At 55.6% G+C, this 22,746-nt stretch carries 23 protein-coding genes; 22 read left to right on the top strand and 1 reads right to left on the bottom strand.

Annotated features, from left to right (window positions below; translation table 11 throughout):
• Nucleotides 1-17 precede the first annotated feature (17 nt).
• The 5 genes from MKY96_RS20720 to MKY96_RS20700 all read left to right on the top strand — a co-directional run bounded on the left by MKY96_RS20720 (nt 18) and on the right by MKY96_RS20700 (nt 6,514).
• Nucleotides 18-881, top strand: coding sequence for an aldo/keto reductase (locus tag MKY96_RS20720; protein WP_340942872.1), 864 nt, complete (start codon nt 18-20; stop codon nt 879-881).
• A gap of 422 nt (nt 882-1,303) precedes the next feature.
• A complete protein-coding gene (locus MKY96_RS20715; protein ID WP_340942869.1) occupies nt 1,304-2,743 on the top strand; it encodes a PTS mannitol transporter subunit IICB in 1,440 nt (479 codons plus the stop codon).
• Nucleotides 2,744-2,851: 108 nt separating this feature from the next.
• Complete coding sequence (locus tag MKY96_RS20710; protein WP_340942867.1) at nt 2,852-4,918, top strand: BglG family transcription antiterminator; 2,067 nt, start codon at nt 2,852-2,854, stop codon at nt 4,916-4,918.
• A 16-nt stretch (nt 4,919-4,934) separates the two neighbouring features.
• Nucleotides 4,935-5,369 carry a PTS sugar transporter subunit IIA gene (locus MKY96_RS20705; RefSeq protein WP_076079725.1) on the top strand — a complete coding sequence of 145 codons (435 nt, stop codon included), beginning with the start codon at nt 4,935-4,937 and terminating at the stop codon, nt 5,367-5,369.
• Nucleotides 5,369-6,514, top strand: coding sequence for a mannitol-1-phosphate 5-dehydrogenase (locus MKY96_RS20700; protein ID WP_340942864.1), 1,146 nt, complete (start codon nt 5,369-5,371; stop codon nt 6,512-6,514). The genes MKY96_RS20705 and MKY96_RS20700 overlap by 1 nt, the downstream gene beginning before the upstream one ends.
• Nucleotides 6,515-6,605: 91 nt before the next feature.
• Here the strand turns inward: MKY96_RS20700 and MKY96_RS20695 are convergent, their stop codons facing one another.
• On the bottom strand, nt 6,606-7,679 hold the full coding sequence (locus tag MKY96_RS20695; RefSeq protein ID WP_340942862.1) for a M42 family metallopeptidase: 1,074 nt from the start codon (nt 7,677-7,679) through the stop codon (nt 6,606-6,608).
• A gap of 153 nt (nt 7,680-7,832) precedes the next feature.
• Here MKY96_RS20695 and MKY96_RS20690 point away from each other — a divergent pair, with 153 nt between their 5' ends.
• The 17 genes from MKY96_RS20690 (at nt 7,833) to MKY96_RS20610 (ending at nt 22,744) form a co-directional block, all read left to right on the top strand.
• The gene (locus MKY96_RS20690; protein ID WP_340942860.1) at nt 7,833-8,009 is read left to right on the top strand and encodes a hypothetical protein; all 177 of its coding nucleotides are present in this window, start codon (nt 7,833-7,835) and stop codon (nt 8,007-8,009) included.
• A gap of 139 nt (nt 8,010-8,148) precedes the next feature.
• Complete coding sequence (gene spoVAC / locus MKY96_RS20685; protein WP_340942859.1) at nt 8,149-8,646, top strand: stage V sporulation protein AC; 498 nt, start codon at nt 8,149-8,151, stop codon at nt 8,644-8,646.
• 3 nt (nt 8,647-8,649) lie between these two features.
• Entirely contained in the window at nt 8,650-9,684 is a 1,035-nt protein-coding gene (spoVAD, locus tag MKY96_RS20680; protein WP_340942857.1) for a stage V sporulation protein AD, read from the top strand.
• Nucleotides 9,681-10,031 (top strand): stage V sporulation protein AE, encoded by a 351-nt coding sequence (gene spoVAE, locus MKY96_RS20675; RefSeq protein ID WP_036697920.1) that lies wholly within the window; start codon nt 9,681-9,683, stop codon nt 10,029-10,031. Before spoVAD ends, spoVAE begins: the two co-directional genes overlap by 4 nt.
• 221 nt (nt 10,032-10,252) lie before the next feature.
• Nucleotides 10,253-11,209, top strand: coding sequence for an AAA family ATPase (locus MKY96_RS20670; protein ID WP_036725719.1), 957 nt, complete (start codon nt 10,253-10,255; stop codon nt 11,207-11,209).
• Between the two features lies 1 nt (nt 11,210).
• Complete coding sequence (locus tag MKY96_RS20665; protein ID WP_036725716.1) at nt 11,211-12,461, top strand: DUF58 domain-containing protein; 1,251 nt, start codon at nt 11,211-11,213, stop codon at nt 12,459-12,461.
• A complete protein-coding gene (locus MKY96_RS20660; protein WP_340942856.1) occupies nt 12,458-14,701 on the top strand; it encodes a DUF4129 domain-containing transglutaminase family protein in 2,244 nt (747 codons plus the stop codon). The genes MKY96_RS20665 and MKY96_RS20660 overlap by 4 nt, the downstream gene beginning before the upstream one ends.
• Nucleotides 14,702-14,796: 95 nt before the next feature.
• The gene (locus MKY96_RS20655; RefSeq protein WP_036697929.1) at nt 14,797-15,321 is read left to right on the top strand and encodes a YqeG family HAD IIIA-type phosphatase; all 525 of its coding nucleotides are present in this window, start codon (nt 14,797-14,799) and stop codon (nt 15,319-15,321) included.
• Between the two features lie 8 nt (nt 15,322-15,329).
• Nucleotides 15,330-16,451: a ribosome biogenesis GTPase YqeH gene (gene yqeH / locus MKY96_RS20650; protein ID WP_036725851.1), complete on the top strand. Its 1,122-nt coding sequence runs from the start codon at nt 15,330-15,332 to the stop codon at nt 16,449-16,451.
• A gap of 20 nt (nt 16,452-16,471) precedes the next feature.
• Complete coding sequence (aroE, locus tag MKY96_RS20645; RefSeq protein ID WP_340942853.1) at nt 16,472-17,350, top strand: shikimate dehydrogenase; 879 nt, start codon at nt 16,472-16,474, stop codon at nt 17,348-17,350.
• A 51-nt stretch (nt 17,351-17,401) separates the two neighbouring features.
• Complete coding sequence (yhbY, locus tag MKY96_RS20640) at nt 17,402-17,695, top strand: ribosome assembly RNA-binding protein YhbY (RefSeq protein ID WP_036697934.1); 294 nt, start codon at nt 17,402-17,404, stop codon at nt 17,693-17,695.
• Nucleotides 17,696-17,707: 12 nt separating this feature from the next.
• Entirely contained in the window at nt 17,708-18,298 is a 591-nt protein-coding gene (locus MKY96_RS20635; RefSeq protein WP_036725703.1) for a nicotinate-nucleotide adenylyltransferase, read from the top strand.
• Nucleotides 18,282-18,860 (top strand): bis(5'-nucleosyl)-tetraphosphatase (symmetrical) YqeK, encoded by a 579-nt coding sequence (gene yqeK / locus MKY96_RS20630; protein ID WP_036725702.1) that lies wholly within the window; start codon nt 18,282-18,284, stop codon nt 18,858-18,860. Before MKY96_RS20635 ends, yqeK begins: the two co-directional genes overlap by 17 nt.
• Nucleotides 18,857-19,204 (top strand): ribosome silencing factor, encoded by a 348-nt coding sequence (rsfS, locus tag MKY96_RS20625; protein ID WP_340942849.1) that lies wholly within the window; start codon nt 18,857-18,859, stop codon nt 19,202-19,204. The genes yqeK and rsfS overlap by 4 nt, the downstream gene beginning before the upstream one ends.
• The gene (locus MKY96_RS20620) at nt 19,201-20,124 is read left to right on the top strand and encodes a CvfB family protein (RefSeq protein WP_340942847.1); all 924 of its coding nucleotides are present in this window, start codon (nt 19,201-19,203) and stop codon (nt 20,122-20,124) included. Before rsfS ends, MKY96_RS20620 begins: the two co-directional genes overlap by 4 nt.
• Before the next feature lie 22 nt (nt 20,125-20,146).
• A complete protein-coding gene (locus MKY96_RS20615) occupies nt 20,147-20,917 on the top strand; it encodes a class I SAM-dependent DNA methyltransferase (protein ID WP_340942845.1) in 771 nt (256 codons plus the stop codon).
• A gap of 633 nt (nt 20,918-21,550) precedes the next feature.
• Nucleotides 21,551-22,744 carry an IS256 family transposase gene (locus MKY96_RS20610; RefSeq protein WP_076086938.1) on the top strand — a complete coding sequence of 398 codons (1,194 nt, stop codon included), beginning with the start codon at nt 21,551-21,553 and terminating at the stop codon, nt 22,742-22,744.
• Nucleotides 22,745-22,746 lie beyond the last annotated feature (2 nt).

Raw genomic sequence — 22,746 nt, 5'->3', positions numbered from 1 at the left:
AAGGAGACTTATCACATATGAGCAGACCTGTATCTGAGAATATCCGCCTGAAGGACGGAGCTGTGCTGCCCAGACTGGGGCAGGGAACGTGGAGGATTGGCGACCAGCCGGCGAACCGGGCAGAAGAGATTGCTGCGCTTCGCCAGGGTGTGGAGCTGGGTATGAATCTGATTGATACGGCTGAGATGTACGGGGACGGCCGTTCCGAGGAGCTGGTTGGTGAAGCGCTGCGGGGAATCCGCGACCGCGGATTCCTGGTCTCCAAGGTCTATCCGCATAATGCGGGCGGGACTAAGCTGATTAACAGCTGCGAAGCCAGCCTGAAGCGGCTCGGCACGGACCAGCTGGACCTGTACCTGCTGCATTGGCGAGGCAACATTCCTCTGGAAGAGACCGTGGAGGGGATGGAGGCACTGGTTGCTTCCGGTAAAATCGCCCGCTGGGGCGTATCCAATCTGGATACTGCAGATATGCAGGAGCTGCTGAGTATTCCCGGCGGCAATCACTGCGCAGTCAATCAAGTGCTCTACCATCTGGGCTCAAGAGGGATCGAGCATGATCTGCTGCCCTGGCTGAGAGGACATAAGATTCCTGTCATGGCCTATTCTCCGCTGGCCCAGGCAGGCACGCTGAGAAAAGGGCTGTCTGAGAATGAAGCTGTGCAGCAGATTGCCCGGAATCATGAGGTCACTCCGCTGCAGGTTCTGCTGGCCTGGAGTATCCGGGACGAGGATATCCTGGCTATCCCCAAAGCCGCCACCCGCGAACATGTGAATGAGAATGCCGCTGCCGCGAAGCTTGTGCTTTCAGACGAAGAGTTGTGGCAGCTCGACGATGCTTTTCCCCAGCCGTCGTGGAAGATTCCGCTGGACATGATTTAATCATAGCTTAACCGCTGCTGTATGGCATAGCTGTCTCCGCTTAGGGGGCGGCTTTTTTGTTGTCTGGGAAACAGTAATATGGAAGCTGCTAAGGTACGCGGGCCGGATAGCGGCTACAGACCGCCAATGAGGAGCGTACACAGGTTGATTCCGTTCTTGTACGCTTCCTAAGCCTTAGATGATATTATACGTAAATTTGTGCATCCTAGGGAGAAGCTTGTAGGCCGTTGGAAGCAAGGCGGAAACTGGACTTAAGCCCCTTGGCAGGAGCTCTTAAATGTTGTCAACAATGTTCATGCCGAAACCGTGTTTTCAATTTGGTGACAAAGAAAGCGCTTTGATTTACGATGTGTTCAAAGGGAAACACCTTTCAGGAAGAGTTGCGGAAGGTTCCCGTTCATTACAATAAGGGGGCATCTTAAATGGCCACAACGGCAACGAAACAAGCTTCATCCGGCGGTGCAAGGGTGAAGGTTCAACAATTCGGACGTATGCTCAGCGGTATGGTTATGCCGAATATCGGCGCTTTCATCGCTTGGGGATTGATTACAGCATTATTCATTCCAACGGGCTGGTATCCCAATGAGAGCCTTGCAGCTCTAGTAGGTCCAATCATTAACTATCTGCTTCCTCTATTGATCGGTTACACCGGCGGACAGATGGTTCACGGCAAACGCGGTGCTGTCATTGGTGCGCTGGTGACCATGGGGGTTATCGTCGGCTCGACGATTCCTATGTTCCTGGGTGCGATGATTGTCGGTCCGCTGGCTGCCTGGGTGCTGAAGCAGTTCGACAGAGCTGTGGACGGCAAAATCAGAGCCGGGTTCGAAATGCTGGTTAACAACTTCTCGCTGGGTATCATCGGCGGCGCGCTGACTCTGGGAGCCTTAAAGGGTGTTGGACCGCTGGTTCAAGGCCTGACCAATATCCTCTCGAATGGCGTGGAGTTCCTGGTGAACCATAACCTGCTGCCGCTCATCAACATCATCATTGAGCCGGCCAAGGTATTGTTCCTGAACAATGCGATCAACCACGGGGTACTGGGACCGATTGCGCTTGAAGAGTCCCAGAGAATCGGCAAATCCATCCTGTTCATGCTTGAATCGAATCCGGGTCCCGGACTTGGTATCCTGCTTGCATACTGGCTGGCGGGCAAAGGCTCTGCCAAATCCTCTGCACCGGGCGCTATTATCATTCACTTCCTGGGCGGGATTCATGAGATCTACTTCCCTTACATCCTGATGAACCCGCGTCTGATTCTGGCGGTCATCGGCGGCGGAATGTCCGGTACATTCACCTTCCAGATGCTGGGCGCCGGTCTGGTAGCTTCTCCTTCACCAGGCAGTATCTTTGCCTATTTCGCAATGACACCTAAGGGCGGATATCTTCCGATGATTGCCGGGGTTGTCGTGGCTACCATCGTATCGTTCCTGATTGCAGCTGTGCTTCTGAGATCTTCCAAGAGTAATGATGAAGAGGAGATGGATCTGGAAGCGGCAGAAGCCAGAATGAGAGACATGAAGTCGGCCGGTACTGCAGCTCAGACTGCGGCTACAGCAACCGTGGCTTCCAATATCCGCAACAAAGCAAGTGTCCACAAAATCGTATTCGCTTGTGATGCAGGGATGGGATCGAGTGCCATGGGGGCATCGGTGCTGAGAAAGAAACTGCAGAACGCAGGGGTTAACATCACGGTGACTAACTCTGCCGTCAGTGAAATTCCTGCCGACGCGGATATCGTGGTTACCCAGAAGACGCTGACGGACCGGGCGATTGCCAGCAATCCGAATGCCGAGCATATCTCGATCGATAACTTCCTGAAGAGCCCGAAATACGATGAGCTGGTGGAACGTTTGAAGTAAGAGGCATACGTGTACAATTTAAGTATATAGTTCTCGCAGAAACGGATGCCGTCCCTTATAGGACGGTATAGCCGTTTTTGCTTGATGCAAGGCGGAGGGTTAGCGGAAATGACGAAAATTACCGCCAGACAGCGCCAGATCCTGTGGCTTCTGCTTGAAGCGACCGGAGAGATTACCGCTGTAAAAATTGCCGAGGCTACCGGGGTAAGCGTAAGAACCGTACACCGGGAGATGGAGGATATAGAGTCCGCGCTTGAGGACTTTGGTCTTGATCTGATCAAAAAATCAGGCAAAGGCATCCAGTTGAGCGGCCCGGAGGCCGGTCTTGCGGAGCTGCGCCTGTTCCTGCGGGAAGAGAAGCCGGCGGATTATTCCGGCGAAGACCGCAAGGTATTCGAGCTCTGCGTGCTGCTGGAGGCAGAAGAGCCGGTGAAGCTGTTCACACTTGCGCATTCCCTCAAGGTTACAGTTGCTTCTATTAGCTATGATCTGGATGAACTGGAGCATTGGGTCCGTAAGTTCGGTCTGGAGCTGGTCCGCAGGCGAGGCTACGGCGTAGAAATCACCGGCAGCGAGATCGACAAGCGACGGGCGATTGGGCGGTTAGCCGCAGAGCATCTGGATTTGTCTGATCTGGTCGGCCATGGTTCTCTGGCTGAGAGCAATCCGGCTTTTCGTTTTCTATTAACTACAGTTGGAAAGTCCAACCTTATGGAAGTAGAGAATACGCTGTGGGATATGGAATGGAAATGGACCGCGGAGCTGCCCGAAATTGTCTATATGGAGATGCTCCTGGCCCTTGCTGTCACTACCCGGCGGATTGAGCTTAACCGGAGCATCGACAGCGGGGCGGAAGCGGGCTATTCCAGGGTGTCCGATCACCGGAACATTGCCGGAGCCGAGCGGTTTGTGGGGCAGCTCGCTGAGGTGCTTAAGCTGAAGATCCCCCGGGTAGAGATTCTGTATATCGCCGGGCTGTTCGACCGGGTCCAGGATTCCTTCTCCTCGTCGGGCTACGCCTATGGCGATATTGAATTAATGGAGATTGTCTACAAGCTGACGGAGAGTGTGGTCAAGCGGACAGGGCTGCCCTTCCAGAGTGACCGTTCCCTGCGCGAGGGGCTGCTGGAGCATATTGATCCGGCGCTGAAGCGGATCCGGGAAGGCACACGCATCCGCAACCCGCTGCTCGGCCCGATCCGCAGGGATTACGAATATCTGTTCAACATCATCCGCGCAGCCGTGGAGGATATGGAGCTGGAGCTTGAGATTCCGGATGAAGAAATCGGATTTCTGGTCATGCATTTCGGAGCTTCTGCAGAGCGGCTGAACCAGCTAAGGCGCAACGTAAGAGCCATTCTGGTCTGTGCCAGCGGCCTCAGCTCTTCCCGTCTGCTCGCCACCCGTCTGACCAAGGAAATGCCGCAGATTGAGATTCTCGGCAACATCTCCTGGTATGAAGCGGCACGCCTGCCGGATGAAGATTACGATCTGATTATATCTACCATTGATCTGCCGATTGATAAGGAGCGTTACATTAAGATCAGTCCCCTGCTCACAGCGGAGGAGATTGAGAAGCTGCTGAATTACATCCAGAATACTACCCTGCGGGAACGAGGGAAGGGGATGTCCGGTGAACCGGAACATGCGGCACGGGAGGAAGCCTCGCTTGAACGGCTCAGGAGCTACAAGGGCATTCTGGATGAGATCGTCAGCCTGCTGGAGCGGTTCCGCTTCCATCCGATTGATAATAAGGGGATGGATCTGTCAGCGACGATAGTGGAGATGCTGGAGACACTGAATGGAAACGGCGTGGTCGGGGATGCCGGTATTGTGCTGGAGCGTCTGCTCGAACGGGAGCGGATGACCAGTCAGGTGATCCCGGATACCGCATTGGCGCTGTTCCATACCAGAAGCAGCCATATTCACCTGTCCTCGCTGACCCTGTACCGGCTCGATCAGCCCGTAATTCTGGAGGGGGATACAGAGGTCAGAGTCATTCTGCTCATGCTGGCTCCGCGCAGACTCTCCAAGGAGAGTCTGGAGGTGCTCAGCGAGATCAGCGCACTGCTGCTGAACTCCGAGCTGGTTCAATTGCTGGAAGAGCGTTCAGAGTCAGAGATCCGGGGGTATTTGTCCTCGGAGCTGCTTCATTTTTTCCAAAATAAAAGTTGAAAGCGGGAGAAACCATATGAGTATACTGTCAGAAAATAAAGTGATTATGCACGGTGCCGCAAACGATAAATACGAAGCCATCAAGATGGCGGGCAAGCTGTTGGTTGATGCAGGGCATGTAACGGAAGAATATGTTCCCAAGATGCTTGAGCGCGAGGAGGTGGTGTCCACTTATATGGGCGGCGGATTGGCTATTCCGCATGGTACCAAGGAAGCGCGGCCTTTTATTAAGTCAACCGGGTTGTCGATCATCCGCTTTCCGGACGGGGTGGATTTCGGCGGCGATGAGCCGGCGTTTGTAGTCATCGGTATTGCAGCCGCAGGTGACGGGCATATGGAAGTTCTGACGAACGTGGCGATGATATTCACCGAGGATGATGCCATTGACCGCGTCATGAACGCCCCTACGGCTGCTGATGTTATCGCAATCTTCGAAGGGGGACTGGAGTAATGAAGGCGGTCCATTTCGGCGCGGGCAATATCGGCAGGGGCTTCATCGGGCTGTTGCTGTCGCAGGCGGGCTATGAAGTTACTTTTGTGGATGTAAATGAGGCCTTTGTTACCCAGCTCAAGAAGCGCGGCGAGTATCCGGTCACGCTGGCCAGCGACGGTCAGGAAACGGTCATCGTGAAGAATGTAACGGCTCTTAGCAGTGTCACGCATGCGGATGAAGTGGCGGCCGCCATTGCTGAAGCTGATCTGGTTACAACCGCAGTCGGCGTGTCCATTCTGAAGCATATTGCCGGTACTGTGGCGGAGGGCATCCGCAGAAGAGTGGCTGTCTCCTCCGCGCCGCTGCATGTAATCGCCTGCGAGAATGCGATTGGCGGCAGTGCACAGCTCAAGGAGCTGGTATATGCGAAGCTGGATGATGAGACCCGTACGAAGGCTGAATCTTCGGTTGCTTTTCCGAACGCGGCTGTGGACCGGATCGTTCCGCTCCAGCAGCATGAGGATATTCTGAAGGTGGTCGTGGAGCCGTTCTATGAATGGGTGGTGGACGCCTCGCAGATGATCCCGGGCTATACGCCGGTTGAAGGTGTGCATTATGTAGAGAATCTGGAGCCGTATATTGAACGCAAGCTCTTCACTGTGAACACGGGTCACTGCTCTGCGGCGTACCTTGGCTATCTGCAGGGCTACGAGACCATACAGCAGGCTATGGCGGATGAGGCGTTAACGGCGAAGGTTCGCGAGGTACTTGAGGAGACCGGCGCGGTGCTGGTCCAGAAGCACGGCTTCGATGAATCGGAGCACATTAAGTATATCGATAAAATCCTGGAGCGCTTCCGCAATCCGGCGCTGACCGATGAGGTGTCCCGTGTAGGCCGTTCGCCGCTGCGCAAGCTGTCGCCGAATGACCGTCTGGTATCCCCTGCAACGCAGGCGTATGACAGAGGGCTGAGCTACACGGCGTTGACTCGTTCCATGGCCGGTGCGCTGCTGTTCAAGGCGGGGGATGACCCGGAAGCGGTGGAGCTGGGGGCCGCAATCGCGGAGCTTGGAGCAGAAGCAGCGCTGACGAAGTACACCGGGCTTGCTGCGGATCACCCGATTCATCAGTCTGCGATGGAGCAATACGCGATTTTGAGTTAAGAACATAGAATTACAGCCGCAGGGAAAGCCTATAAGCTTATCCCTGCGGCTGTTTGCGTTAGTGTGTGACTCTTAAAAGTGGGGAGATTGATTAGCTGTTCTCCAAAATCGTCTGCAGTGTCGTGCGGTCCAGTCCTTGCACGAGCTTGATCAGCAGCTCCTTGGCTGCCGCATAATCATCACTGTGGATAATTGAGGTTGCCGTGTGGATGTAACGGGAACAGATCCCGATCACCGCTGAAGGAATACCGATTCCGCTGAGATGCACCTGACCCGCATCCGTTCCTCCCTGGGAGACGAAATACTGGTATTTGATCTTATGGGTGTCAGCCGTATCCTGCACATATTCAATCAGTCCCCGGTGAGTAATCATCGTCGGGTCAAAAATACGCAGCAGCGCGCCCTGGCCCAGATGGCCGAAGGCCTGGCGGTCGCCGGTCATATCGGCAGCGGCGCTGGCGTCCAGCCCGAAGAAAATATCCGGTGCCAGCAGATTGGCAGCTGTCCGGGCACCGCGCAGCCCGACCTCTTCCTGAACGGTAGCCCCGCAGTAGAGCGTATTCGGCAAGGCTTGCCCGTGCAGTTCCTTCATTAATTCAATAGCCAGTCCAACGCCATAGCGGTTGTCCCAGGCTTTGGCCATAATCTTCTTCGGATTGGAGAGTGGTGTGAACGGGCAGACCGGCACGACCTGCTGTCCTGGAGCTACACCGAAGCTCTGCGCCTCTTCCCGGCTGTCTGCGCCGATATCGATGTACATCTTGCTGATCTCCCCGGCTTTGCCGCGTTCATCCGCGCTCAGCAGATGGATAGGTGTACTGCCGACCACGCCGTTCAGCGTACCCTTCGGCGTAATAATCTGCAGGCGCTGTGAGGCCACGGCCGAAGCCAGCCATCCGCCCAGCGGTGTGAAGCGGATCATCCCGTTGTCTGTAATGCCGGTAACCATGAAGCCTACCTCATCGAAATGGCCGGCCACCATAATCTTGGGACCGCTTACTTCACCGCGCATCACACCGAACAGGCTGCCCAGCCGGTCCTGTACGAATTCGTCCGTATAAGGCGTCATAGCCTCCTTGACATAAGCGCGCAGCTCGCGCTCGAAGCCGGAGGCTGAGGGGAATTCTGTTAATGTTTTGAACAATTCAAGTGTGTCTGTATTCATACATATATCGCTCCTTTATGTTATGACATCTAGTATGAACATTCTTACTCCGCTTGTCCATGCCGGGAGGGCAAATGAACACAGAGACTCCCTGTGCGAATACTATACCGTAAGGGCTCTGCAGGCAGGAGCCGGAGAAAGGAAGCGAGGAGAATGTGGCTCTCGGGGAGCGTAGCCCAGGCAGGCAGCCGGAGCGGATTCCGGAAAGTGCCGGGCCGCAGGCAGGGCTTGCCCAGGCGGTACCGCCGCCGGTACGGGCGGGAGAATGAGGCAGTGCTGATCCTGGTGCTGTTTCTGCTGCTGATTGTTGTGCTGTTTTATTTTTCCTGAGCAGGAGGGACATAACGGGGCCGCCTGAAGTGAACAATAAGGAAAACTTAATTCCGCACAGCACGAAGGGACGGGACTACAGCACAGCTTACCCGCTGCCCGTTCCCTTTCGTATCCAACAGTTCAGGGGGTGTCTGCATTGCCGGCAAAAACAAAAAAGTCAGGCGTCAAGCTGAACCTTGACGGTCTGACCCCGAAGTCTTATCAGGAATTGGCCAAGCCTTATGTACCCTCCCGTCCGGTATTCAAGAATTGTATCCGTGCCTTCCTGTCGGGAGGCTTGATCTGTGTGCTGGGACAAGGCATCCAGGAAGCGTTCATGGCGATATTCGATATGACCTCCCGGGAGGCGGCAAGCCCGACAGTTGCCATTCTGATTCTGCTCTCCGTCATACTGACCAGCTTCGGGGTGTATGATAAGCTCGCCCAGTGGTGCGGTGCCGGCACAGCGGTTCCGGTCACAGGATTCGCCAACAGTATGTGCTCCGCCGCACTGGAGCACCGGGCTGAAGGGCTGGTGCTGGGTGTGGGGGGGAACATGTTCAAGCTGGCCGGGTCGGTTATTGTGTTCGGTGTCGTTGCCGCTTTTATCGTGGGTGTAGTGTATGCCGTTATGGGCTGGGGAGGTGCACATTAAACGATGAAGCAGCTCGGCAGTCAGACCTGGGAATTTACGAACCGTCCGGTGATCCTTGGGACCTCCGCTGTGGTGGGACCTGAAGAGGGAGAAGGGCCGCTGGCCTCAAGCTTCGACTTCGTCTATGACTCGCTGGAGATGGGCGAGAAGACATGGGAGAAGGCAGAACGCGCCCTGTTCGAAAAAGCCGCCAAGCTCGCCCTGATGAATGCGAATCTGGAGCAGGATAAGCTGGAATTCTTCGTCGGCGGGGATCTGATGAATCAGATCATCAGCAGCTCCTTCGCCGCGCGGAAGCTCGGCGTGCCTTACTTGGGAGTGTTCGGTGCCTGCTCCACCTCGATGGAGAGCCTCGCCATCGCCTCCATGATTGTGGATTCCGGCGGCGGCAAGTACGCGCTGGCCGGTACATCCAGCCATAACTGTACAGTTGAGAAGCAGTTCCGCTACCCGACAGAGTATGGCTCGCAGAAGCCGCCCACCGCCCAATATACCGTTACAGGCTCCGGCTGCGCAGTGGTAGGAGTGAACGATGGGGCGGTTCAAGGGCCGCAAGTGGTGTACGCAACGCTTGGGCGCATCATGGATCTGGGACTGAAAGATCCGTTCAATATGGGAACCGCTATGGCCCCGGCAGCCGCCGATACCATCACGGCGCATTTCCGCGATACGGGGCTGTCGCCCGGTCACTATGATCTGATTGTTACGGGCGATCTGGCTTCCGTCGGCTTGCCGATTGCCAAGGATCTGCTGGCCAAGGAAGGCATCCCGATGGAGGAGACGGTCTTCAATGACTGTGGACTCATGATGTACGACCTGGACAAGCAGAAGTATGTCATTGCCGGGGGAAGCGGTGCGGGCTGCTCCGCCACGGTAACCTACGGGCATATTATCGGCCGGATGAAGAAGGGGGAGTTGAAACGGGTATTGATCGTGGCGACTGGAGCGCTGCTCTCGCCGCTGTCTTATCAGCAAGGGGAGAGTATTCCGTGCGTAGCCCATGCGGTAGCCCTGGAGATCGGAGGTGAGGGAGCATGATTTATTTATGGGCTTTTCTGGTCGGGGGTGCGATATGCGTGATCGGCCAGCTGATGTTCGATGTGCTGAAGCTGACTCCGGCCCATACCATGAGTACGCTGGTGGTGCTTGGTGCGGCTGCCGATGCTTTTGGCATCTACGATCCGCTCGTGAAATTCGCCGGAGCCGGGGCCAGCGTGCCCATTACCAGCTTCGGGAATTCTCTGGTCCACGGCGCGCTGACTGAGCTGGAACGCGATGGCTGGGTCGGTGTCGTCACCGGGATCTTCGATGTGACCAGCGCCGGGATTTCCTCGGCGATTGTCTTCTCTTTCCTGGCGGCGCTGGTGGTCCGGCCGAAGGGGTAACTGACGGCAGATGGAGCGTATACAGATATGTTGATTCCGGGATCGCCTATGGCGGTCCCTTTTTATATGAAGGGGGTGTACGACGCCTGATGCGGGTTTCTTTTAGACAAATCTAGCATGCCGCTCTATAAATTCACTTGGCCTAACATGTACTTTCGGTACTCCTATCATGTAAAATGTATATATTACTGCTTATTCTGATATAGGAGGGTTTAACATACATGCCCGTACGTCAAGAATCCACGCAAATTATGAACGCTGTCCGCACTAATCTGGAATCCTGTATTCTCGGTAAAAGCTTTGAAATAGAACTGCTGCTGACTGCACTGTTAGCGGGCGGACATGTCCTGATTGAGGATGTTCCGGGAACTGGCAAAACCCAGCTGATCCGCGCGCTCTCCCGGTCGATGTCCGGCGAATACCGGCGCATCCAGTGTAACCCGGATATTCTTCCGAGTGATATTACCGGCGTATCCGTCTATCATCCGCGTGATGAGATGTTCCACTTCCGTCCGGGTCCGGTGATGACCAATATCCTGCTGGCCGATGAGATCAACCGGGCGACCACCAAGACCCAGTCCGCACTGCTTGAGGTAATGGAAGAACGCAATGTTACGGTCGATGGAGAGACCTATCCCCTTCCGCATCCGTTCATGCTCTGTGCGACCCAGAATCCGATAGATTTCGAGGGAACCTATACCCTTCCCGAAGCTCAGCTGGACCGCTTCATGCTGCGCATCAGCCTGGGCTACCCCGATGCCGATACCGAGAAGAACCTGCTGCTAACCCATCAGCAGGGCCAGCCGGTGGACAGGCTGGCTCCCGTAACCAGCATGGAGACGATTGCGGCCATTCAGGAGGAGATCCGCGATGTGTTTATCAGCGAGCCGGTGCTGAACTACCTGCTGGATGTGGTCCGCCAGACGCGGGTACATCCGCTGGTGATGCTGGGCGCAAGCCCCCGGGCATCCTTATCGTTCATGATGGCCTGCAAGGCCTACGCTTTTCTCCAGGAACGGGATTATGTGCTGCCTGACGATGTGAAGACCCTGACCCCGTATACACTGGGACACCGGATCCTGCTGCGGCCGGAATCACGCCTGGACAACGTCAGCATGGACTCCCTGCTGCAGAAGCTGCTTCAGAGCATTAACGTGCCTGTAACCATGAGGCAATAAGATGAGGGCCTTACTTACGCGGGCTGCCGCTGCGGTTCAGCTGAGGAAGTTCACGGGCGTTCTGGCAATTTGGGTCATTACACTCTTCTACGTGCTGTTTCAGGGCGGCAAAACCTCGTTCATGCTGTTCATCATGGTCTCTGTTCTTTTTCTGTATCTGTTCATTGGCGGTCTTGAAGGGGTACGGCGGGCCAGAGGCGCACGCAGCTTCTATTCCGAACAGGATAAGCCGGATCTGCTCTATGCCGGGGGTTTTCTCAAGGTGAAGCTGGAAGTGACCATTCCGGGATTTCTGCCTTTGCCCTATGTGGTTGTAAGAGAAATTCTGAAGCGCCATAACGGAGAGTCCTGGGTGTTCGAGGAGAGCCTGATTCCGAACATGGGCGGACGGGGCGAGCTGCTGTTCCAGACGCCGCTGCTGGAGCGGGGCCGTTATTCTTTTGAGAATACGGATATTCTCAGCGAGGATATCTTCGGTCTGATGGAGCATAAGGGGACCTTCAAGGCAGAAGGCCAATTCCGGGTGATGCCCCGGGCCGTCGTAGTGCCGCGCTGGCAGCTGTATGAGCGCAAGGCGCGCCTGTCGGGGCCGCAGGTATCACTGCTTCAGTCCAGGCGCGAGACCACGCAAATCAACGGTGTCCGTGATTATGTCTACGGGGACAGGCTGACGCGCATTCACTGGAATGCAACGGCGAAGACCGGCGAGTGGAAGTCGAAGGAATTCGAGCATGAATCCGTTCCCAGAACCATTCTGGTGCTGGACGGAACCTCCAGCGGCTATTATAACTCTGCACAATTCGAGCTGGCAGTCTCGGTCACGGCTTCTCTCCTCGGCTTCGGCATCCGGGAGCGGATCGGCATCGGCCTGTGCTGTCTGGATAAGCATAATAAGGTGTTCAGTCCGGCGGAAGGCAATGCCGAGCGGCAAAAGATGATTCAGTATCTGATTGACATCAACGCGGAAGGCAAGGGGCCGCTGATTGACAGGCTGGAGAGTGTCCAGCGGCTGTTCCCCAAGGGGTCGTATTTCGTACTGATCAGTCCGCAGAGCGGCAGAGTGGTACTGGATACGCTGCGCTGGGCGGAGAACCGGGGGATGACCCCTTCCCATATTCATGTGCTGCATCCTTCCGGGAAATACCGGGCCGGAGAGTGGCAGAATATTCTGCACTCGCATGGCGTTACCGGACATAGCATCAGCACACTTCAGGAGCTTCCTGCGGTACTTGGAGGTGATTCTGTCCGATGAAGCACTGGTTCCAGGCGATACGTTCCTCATGGCATCACGGGCTGACGCTGCTATGGCTGAGCATGATCGCCATGCAGTGGGTGTCCTATACGGTGCCCTTCTGGCTGCAGGAGACCACCGTTTCTGTGGCGCTAACCCTGCTGGCTGTTACAGCTATTGAAATCATTTTTCCGTTCAAAAGAGTGTACCGCATACTGCTGGAAGGCGCGGCAGTGGTATTAATTGTATACAACGTGATTATCAGCTACGGGATTTACATTCCCGATCCTCTGCTGCCGGCGTTTCTTGACCGGCTGCCCGGGATAGCGGTATCGATGATTCCGTACATGTGGTTTGTGCTGGGCGCTTGGGCGCTGCTGCTTATGTCTGCTTGGTGGGTGAACGGCAAGGCGCGGATTCTGATGTTCATCGCGGCGAATATCACAGCCTTCGCCGCGCTGGATTCATTCACGACAGCGGTAATGTGGCAGGAGGTAGCCTGGACGGTCTTTGCCGGGATGGGCTGGCTGGTCACCCGGCATCTGAGGAATTTCCAGCTGCATTATCCGCGCGGCTGGACCTATATGCTGAGGTATCCGATGAAGGTTGCCTTGAATATAGCGATAGTTTTCTCACTGGTCATCCTTGCCGGGGTGAATATGCCGGGCGTGCGTCCCACCTTGACCGACCCTTATACCGCCTGGCAAAAGTGGAATGGTAACTCCGTCTCTTCCAGACCCTCCTCCGGGAGCGGGGACGCTGCAAGCGGCGGGTCAGCGGCGAACGGGACGACCTCGGGCTACAGCCTGAACGATGACAATCTGGGCGGGGGCTTCAACTTCGATTATTCGCCGGTCATGCAAGTGACCTCCGATCTGCGCACCTATATGCGCGGCGAGATCCGCAGCGTGTATTCGGGCAAAGGCTGGACAGACGATGATACCTCCGGCCGGGGAACGCATAACGAGGTGCAGGTGGGCGAGCCGCTGGAACGTGCTGCCGCCTCCAAGACAGAGACGCGTACGCTCAAGCAGACCGTCAAGCTGCTCGGAGGGAACAGTTATCCGGTTCTGTTCGGCGGCTATTCGATCTCGGGGGTAGACTCGGTGGACGGGCAGGAACAGAGCACCGGCTTGTCCTGGCGGAGTGAAGACAGTGAGCTGCTGTGGAATCCCGGAGGCAAGACAAGGGCTTACCCGCAGACCTATGTGGTAACCTCGGAGGTGCCGGTGGTTCCCCTTCAGGAGTTAAGCAAGCAGACCTTCGAGCAGCTCTATGGAAACAAGAATATCGACCCGCAGTATCTTCAGCTCCCGGATAACTATCCCGAGCGGGTGAGCGCGCTGGCCAAGGAGATTACGGACAGAGCACAGACGCCTTATGAGAAGACGATCCTGCTGCAGCAATACCTGCAAGCAACCTTTCCCTACACGAATCAGCCGGATACCTCACGGGCCAGAAGCAAGGACATGGTCGAGAGCTTCCTGTTTGAGATCAGGGAAGGATACTGCGACTACTATTCCACGGCGCTTGTCACCATGGCGAGGTCACTGGATATACCGGCCCGCTGGGTGAAGGGATATGCTCCCGGGGAGCAGGCCGAGATTCCGGATAGCGTAATGCTTCAGCAGGGTGCTGCCGGTTATGTAAATAACAATTACACGATTACCAATGCAGACGCCCACTCCTGGGCCGAGATCTATTTCGGCGATTACGGATGGGTTCCTGTTGAGGCAACGCCAGGATTCGATGTTCCGGTGCTGACGCAGAGTGAGCAGGATAATCCGGACCAACCTGAGGTAGAGGTAGAGGAGCCTGAAGAGCTTGAACCGGCGGCAGCGGGCCAGACGGACAAGTCTTCCGGATTCCATCCCGGCACCTGGGCCGTGGCTGGAGCAGCGGCTGTACTCCTGCTCTGGACCCTATTCCTGATCTGGCAGCGCCGGCTGAGCCTGCGCTTCCTGATTACCCGTATCCGCCTCGGCGGCCAGCCCACTCCGGCGCAAAAAGTTGCCGCAGAAACGGAGCGCTGGGTAAGGTATATGCGCAGGAAGGGTATGCTGAAGAAAGAGCATGAAACCCTGCGCGAATCCGTGGCACGGTGGAGCGTGGAACGCCCGCAAGCTGCAGGCAGTCTTGCTGCACTGCTGAAGATGTTCGAGCGGGCGAATTACAGCCCTGAGGTTATTGAAGACAAAGACTGGCACAGCGTGTATACTGAAGCTTTGCGGCTGCGAAAAATCATGAAGTCCGGCAAGTAATGCCCACTGGTGGTGAAATGCTGCCGGACCCTGGGATTTTTGCAGTCCTATAGAGCCGGGTTACAAGTTTCCTGTATGAAAATGAGGTGAATGTATTGTTTGAAAGATTAGTCCCCAAGCTCCGGGTAAACACGGTGTTTGATATCGCTCTGGAGGAGCTGTACCGTCAAGGCTACCGGGGAATTATTACGGATCTGGATAATACGCTGGTCGGCGCGAAGGCGCCGCTGGCTACTCCTGAGCTGCTGCTCTGGTTCGCCAAGGTGAAGGAGCTGGGCTTCAAGCTAGTGATCGTATCCAACAACAATATGGACCGGGTGTCGCGTTTTGCCACCCCGCTGAATATTGAATTTGTACATCAGGCCAAGAAGCCCAGCAATTCCCCGTTCCTGCGGGCGATGAAGCTGATGGAGCTGGGACCGGAGCAGACAATTGTGGTTGGCGACCAGATGCTTACGGATGTATATGGCGGCAACCGGCTGGGTCTGTTCACGGTACTCGTGCTGCCGATCTCCGTCAAGGATGAGGGAATAGGAACAAGAATTAACCGCAGAGTGGAGCAGATAGCGTTGACCCGTCTGCGTAAGCAAGGATTGTGGCAAGAGGAGGATAAATCTTAATGAATGCAATGAACGATGGAACAGCGCGGCCTGAGAAATGCAGCGGCTGCGGCATTAAGCTACAGAGCGTAGACAAGGAGCTCCCCGGCTATATTCCGGAGGTCGCCTTCGAACGGGAGCCGGTAATTTGCCAGCGCTGCTTCCGGATCAAGAATTACAATGAAGCCTCTTCCGTATCGGTGAACCAGGATGAATTCCTGAAGCTGTTAAGCGGAGTAGGCGAGAAGAATGCACTGGTAATCCATATTGTGGATCTGTTCGATTTCGAGGGCAGTCTGATTTCCGGGCTGCAGCGGTTTGTCGGCAATAATCAGGTCATTCTGGCAGTGAACAAGATTGATCTGCTGCCGAAGGTGACCAACTGGAACCGATTGCGCAACTGGATGCAGCAGCGCTGCAAGGAAGAGGGACTGCGCACGGCGGAGATTGTCCTGGTCAGCGCGAAGCGTAATCAGGGCTTCGACCGTCTGCTGGAGGCCGTTACCGAGCTGCGCGGCCAGCGTGATGTATACGTTGTCGGGGCTACGAATGTAGGCAAGTCCACCTTGATTAACCGGCTGATCTCCGATTACAGTGACCTGGAAGAGGAACTGACCACCTCCCGTTATCCGGGCACTACCCTCGATATGGTCAAAATCCCGCTGGATGACGGCCATTCCATCATTGATACGCCGGGAATCGTGTACCCGTGGCGGTACAGCGAGCTGGTCGAGCGCAAGGATCTGGGCGCAGTGATGCCTGAGAATCCGCTCAAGCCTGCGGTCTATCAGCTGAATGAAGGCCAGTCGCTGTTCTTCGGCGGACTGGGACGCTTCGACTTCATTCAGGGGGAACGCCAGTCCTTCACCTGCTTCATCAGCGGCACGCTGAAGATTCACCGCACGAAGCTGGAGCGTGCAGATTCTCTGTATCAGGACCACCGGGGCGAGCTGCTGTCTCCGCCGGGGACTGCCGACATGGATAAGCTGCCGCAGTGGCAGCGCCATGAATTCCGTATCGCCAGGAATAGTGAGACCGACCTGTTCATCTCCGGTCTGGGCTGGATCAAAGTGAACGGTACAGCCGGAGCGGTAGTAGCTGTCCATGTGCCGCGCGGCGTCAAGGTGCTTACCCGTCCTTCGCTGATCTAATTGTACAGGAGGAAGGCGACATGACTGAGACAAACAGGAACACGCAGAGTCACGGGGAGCTGCTGCTGGGCGTGATGGGTGACCCGATTGCCCAGTCCAAATCCCCGCTGATGCACGGGGCGGCGCTCCAGGCGCTCGGTCTCTCCGGGGCTTATGTGCCGCTGCACATTACGCCTGACAAGCTGGGCGATGCGGTGCAGGCGATACGGACGCTTGGCTTCCGGGGCGTGAATGTAACGATCCCCCATAAGGTTGCCGTGATGGAGTATCTGGACCGGCTGGATTCAAGTGCGGTGGATGTCGGCGCAGTCAATACCATCGTCAACGACAATGGCATACTGACCGGCTTCAATACGGATGGCATCGGTTATGTCCGCTCACTGAAGACAGAGGCTGCGCCGGATCTTACCGGCGCCCGCATCCTCGTGATTGGAGCCGGCGGTGCGGCCAGAGGGATTGTCTCGGCGCTGCTGAAGGAGCAGCCAGCAATGATCCTGATTGTGAACCGAAATGAGGAACGGGCCCGTCAGCTGGCAGACAGCTTCAGCAGCCGGGGCAGCTTAACCGGAGCAGGGATGGATGCCGTTCCCGGCGTGCTGGGCAGCATGGATATTGTAATTAATACGACATCCGTAGGCATGTATCCGCATATGGAGGACATGCCGATCGATCCGGCGGGGCTGCACGAAGGGATGATCGTCAGCGATCTGATCTATAATCCGCTGCATACCCGGCTGCTTACAGAGAGCCTGAAGCGCGGCTGCACCGTTCACGGCGGGCTGGGCATGTTCGTCTACCAGGGAGCTTACGCCCTGGAGTATTGGACGGGGCTTACGGCTCCCGCAGCGATTATGCGGCAGACTATTGCGGATTGTCTCGGCCAGGTGCCGGGCAAATGATTTTCACTGAACAGGGTAATAATATATGTTAATTAAGGAGTTTTCACATTTATGTTAACAGGCAAACAAAAACGTTATTTGCGCTCTTTGGCTCATCATCTGGATGCTGTATTCCAGGTTGGCAAAGGCGGCGTAAACGATCATCTGATCCGTCACATTGAAGAAGCTATTGAGAAACGCGAGCTGATGAAGATCAGTGTACTGAATAACAACGCTGATGATCCCAAGGAAATTGGTGCCGCGCTTGCCGAGCAGTCCGGTTCGGAGCTTGTTCAGGTTATCGGCAAGACTATCGTTCTGTACAAGGAATCACGCGACAACAAAACGATTGAGCTTCCAAGATAGGAGGTTGACCTCTTGAGAGTAGGCATAATGGGAGGGACCTTCGATCCTCTGCATATCGGCCATATGATGGCCGCTGAGACGGCGCGCGAGAGCTACGGTCTGCAGGAGGTCTGGTTCATGCCTTCGCATATCCCGCCGCATAAGCATGAGGCCGGGGCAACCGGTGAAGAGCGGCTGGCAATGGTGGAGGGAGCGGTGAAGAATCACCCTTCCTTTGGCATTCTTGACTGGGAAATCGTGCGGGGCGGAGTATCCTATACGCTGGAGACGGTGATTAGTCTGCAGGAAGAATATCCGCAGCATGAGTTCTTTTTCATCGTGGGTGCGGATATGGTTCAGTATCTGCCCAAGTGGCAGGGGATCGAAGAGCTGGTGCAGCGGCTGACCTTCATCGGTGTCGGACGTCCGGGCACTCCGCTGGATCTGGGACTGCTGCCGGAGTTCATTGCCGGTAAAGTGCTGCTGGCGGATATGCCGCTGGTCGATCTCTCCTCCACCATGCTCAGAGCCCGGGCCGCCGAAGGAAAGTCGATCCGCTATATGGTTCCGGATGCTGTATATGAATATGTTCAAAGGAGTGGATTGTATGGAGTACAGCCGTGAAGCGCTGATTGAGGCGGTATCCGGCCAGATGCCGGACAAACGCTGGAAGCATACACTCGGTGTGATGGAGTCTGCTGTGAAGCTGGCGCAGCGGTATGGCGCTGACCCGCAGCGGGCCGAGACCGCTGCCATCCTGCATGATGTGGCCAAATATTGGCCGGTGGAACGGATGCGGGAGATCATTGAACAGAATGGATTATCCGCTGAGCTTTTGAAATATGACAAGCAGCTATGGCATGCTGAGGTTGGTGCTTATACCGCCGAGCATGATTATGGCATTACGGATTCGGAGGTACTGGATGCGATCCGTTACCATACCTCGGGCCGGGAGAACATGAGTCTGCTGGAGCGGATCGTCTGTCTGGCTGATTATATTGAGCCTGGACGGGACTTCCCCGGTGTGGAGGAGATCCGCAGGCTATCGAAGGTCAGCCTGGAGGAAGGGCTGATTGCCGGACTGGATTCCACTATACGAGTGCTGCTGGAGAAGCGCCGGGTCGTATTTCCGCTTACGGTGCTGGCGCGCAACGATTTAGTTAGAACATTGGAGGATAAACTATGAGTGTACAATCAAACAAGCTGTTTGAGTTGGCGTTACACGCCGTTCAGGATAAAAAAGCAATGAACGTGGTGGCTCTCGATCTGCGCAGTGTGTCGCCGATCAGCGATTATTTCATCATCTGCCACGGTAATTCCGATACCCAGGTTCAGGCGATCGCCACTGAGGTGCGCAAGGTAGTCCATGAAGCAGGCGGGGTAATCAAAGGCATCGAGGGGATGGATGCGGCACGCTGGGTACTGATGGACCTTGGCGATGTGATTGTCCATGTCTTCCACCGCGATGAGCGTGAATATTACAATATTGAGCGTCTGTGGTCGGATGCCAAGGTCGTGGAGACGGTATGAGTCTGATTGCAGGAACTACGGTTACGCTTGAAGTGATGCGGGAGGTATCCCCTTACGGATACTTCCTGAGCGCGGGCGACCAGGATATTATGCTTCATTACACCGAGCTTGTAGGCAGCAAGCCGAAGATCGGCGACAAGGTGGAGGTATTCCTCTTCTTCGATACCGAGGACCGTCCTGCGGCGACGATGAAGAAGCCGTATCTGACGCTTGGCGAGATGGCGCTGCTGGAAGTGGCGGATATCCATCCGCGGCTGGGCTGCTTCCTGGAGATGGGGCTTGGACGGCAGCTGCTGCTGCCGCTCAGCGAGCTTCCCGAGCTGGTGGAGCTGCGTCCGCAGATTGGCGACAAGGTCTTCGCAATTATGGAGCATGACAAGCAGGGACGTCTCCGTGCCAAGCTGGCCGGAGAGCAGGAGCTTGCGCCGCTGGCCTTGCCTGCACCGGAATCGTGGCAGGGGCAGACGGTCACAGCCCGGGTATATAAGCCGCTGCAGATGGGCACCTTCGTGCTTGTAGACGCCGGTGTGCTCGGCTTCGGCATCATCGGAATGGTCCACTCCTCTGAACGCGTTCGCTTGCTGCGTCTGGGTGAAGTGATTGAAGCGCGCGTGGCCCATATCCGTGAGGATGGCCGCGTCAACCTCAGCATGGGCCACCGCAAGGAAGTGGGCCGTGATGTGGATTCGGCGGCTCTGCTAGATTTTCTGGCTTCCCGTCCGGGCGGCGGAATGCCATATTCGGATGCTACGCCTCCCGATATTATCAAGCAGCGCTTCGGCATCAGCAAATCAGCCTTCAAGCGCGCGCTGGGCAAGCTGATGAAGGAAGGGCTGGTTGTCCAGAAGGAGAACTGGACCTATCTGGCTTCCCTCGAAGAGGAGCAGGCCGGACCGGACAGCGATTCTGACAACCAATAGTATAGAGAAAGCGGTGTACGCAGTGTCTTCCTATGGCAAATTTGCTTATGTATACGATGCGCTTATGGCGGATATGCCGTATCCGGATTGGCTGGCCTTTGCCGAGACGGCATGGGGCAAATACGGCAAGCCGCGCAAGGTAGCCGAACTCGGCTGTGGTACCGGCAGCCTGACGATTCCGCTGGCGGGGGCAGGGTATCACATGACGGGGATTGATCTTTCTTCGGACATGCTGTCCGTTGCCCAGCGTAAGCTGGAGCAGCAGCCGCAGGGACGGCGCTTTTTGCGGGAGGGCAGTGTGCAGTGGGTTCAGCAGAACATGAAGGAATGGGAGCTGCCGGAGCCGGTGGATTCTGTGATTTCCTTCTGCGACTGCCTGAATTATGTGCTGGAGGAGCAGGACATCCGCAAGGTATTCTCCTGCACGTATGACGGGCTTAAGCCAGGCGGGACCTTCCTGTTCGATGTGCATCATCCGAACACGCTGATCCGCTATGAGGAAGAGCAGCCCTTCGTGCTGGATGAGCTGGATGTATCCTACATCTGGACCTGTGAGCTGGATGTGCCGCGCCGGGAGATTGAGCATCACCTGTCCATCTTCGCCCGCGAGGAGGGCCGCTCAGACACGTACCGGCGCTTCGAGGAGACTCATACCCAGCGTGCCTATGACCCGGAGTGGATGAAGCAGGAGCTGCTTGCTGCCGGATTCAGCGAGGTGTCGGTGTATGCGGACTTCGAATGGGTGGCGGCAGATGATTCGGCGCAGCGGCTGTTCTATGTGGCTGTGAAATGAAGCTACAAAAGAAACCTTGAAGCGTAATCGTCACTGCGGAGAAGATTTGGACTTCTAGAGCACATAAGAACTTTAAGCGTAAATCGTCACTGCGGAGAACATTTGGACTTACGGCCGCTGTTGTCTGCAGATTTCATGATTTAATACCGCTGTTCGCGGTAGAAATCCGCAGACAAAGGCGGACGCTACCGCTCCTACAGTTCCAAATTTCCCCTCCGTTCCTTTTTGCTTCTCGTTAAATTCTTTAGAGCTTCATATATGGTTGAGGTAGTATGGAGGTCCTTACCCGAAATTGGGTAAGGGCCTTCTTTGATCTTGATATGGACCAAATGTATGCCAAAAACCTAACACAATCGGCGCTGCTGAGGCACTTAGACCAAATGTATGCGAAAAACAGCATACAATCGGCGCTGCTGAGGTACATGGACCAAATGTATGTGAAAAACAGCATACAATCGGCGCTACTGGGTCACATGGACCAAATGTATGTCAAAAACAGCATACAATCGGCGCAACTGAGGCCGCGTGGGATGGCGTAAAGTAAGTTGTGTACCACAATTTGGAGCCTAGCCAGGCAACAAAAAAGTAGGGTATCCTCGGGTTTACCACAACACCAAGAAGGAGCCCTACTCGATGACTATTGTACCCGAACATATGCTAAATAATCTATTTGAAAAACTTGTTAAAGACTTCATGAAAGAGAATATGGAATCGCTCCTGCGTGCCGAAATCCAAGGGTTTATGGCGAGTGAAGAAGCCGGTGCCAGCAATAGCCGTAACGGATACTATACACGGGATCTGCACACGAGATACGGCCATATTGAGGATCTTCAGGTTCCCCGGGACCGCCAGGGTCTCTTTCAAACTCAGATGTTTGAACCGTACCAGCGGCGGGAGGGCTGGCTGGAGGAGGCGGTGATCCAGATGTATAAATCCGGCATGGGTACCCGAGATGTGGCCCGGTTTATTGAAAGCATGTTCGGCAGCCATTACTCGCCCACCACCATCAGTAACATCACCGCTACGGTGCTGGAGGACATTCACCAGTGGCAGAAACGTCCGCTGAGCAAGCGCTACTCTGTGATTTACCTGGATGGGCTGTACGTGAAGCTGAAACGGGGCACGGTCCGGGGCGAAGTCGTCTATTTTGCCATGGGAATCGACGAAGAAGGTCAGCGTCAAATCCTGGGGTTCTACGTGGGGGGTCAAGAGAGCTCGAATGGCTGGCGGGAGGTACTCAAAGATCTGTACGCACGCGGGGCCCAGGAAGTGCTGCTGGGTGTATTTGACGGACTGCCGGGGCTAGATGCGGCCTTTAAAGAAACCTACCCGCAAGCGGATGTGCAGCATTGTGTGGTGCACAAAGTACGAGCCACGTTACCCAAAATCCGGGTGGAGCACAAAACCGATGTGATTAAAGCCCTGAAGACCGTGTATGATGCACCGGATGAGGTCGTGGCCCGGGCGAACTTTGACACGGTGAAAGCGAAGTGGAATGCGTTATACCCGAAGGAAATGCGGTCTTGGGAGGAGCAGCTTTCGACGTTACTGACGTTCTACAAGTACCCGGAACCGATGCGAAAAGCGATTTACACGTCCAATCCCATCGAGCGAATGAACAAGGAAATCCGTAAACGCCTGAAGCCGATGAACAGTCTGACCAACATGGATGCGGCAGAAAAAATCGTGTATCTGGAGATGTTAGGCTACAACGAAAGGTTTGGGCAGCGAGTCACCCCTGGCTTTGGGGTGGACACGGTGAAAAAGAAGCTCAGCCAGCTCTATGAAGCCCGCTACCCTTCGTTGCCGACAGCCGAAGAAGAGTAACT

Source organism: Paenibacillus sp. FSL R7-0302 (assembly GCF_038006885.1).
Lineage (GTDB): Bacteria > Bacillota > Bacilli > Paenibacillales > Paenibacillaceae > Paenibacillus_AQ.
The sequence above is the reverse complement of the archived record's forward strand: the minus strand, read 5'-3'. Positions and strand labels throughout refer to the sequence as shown.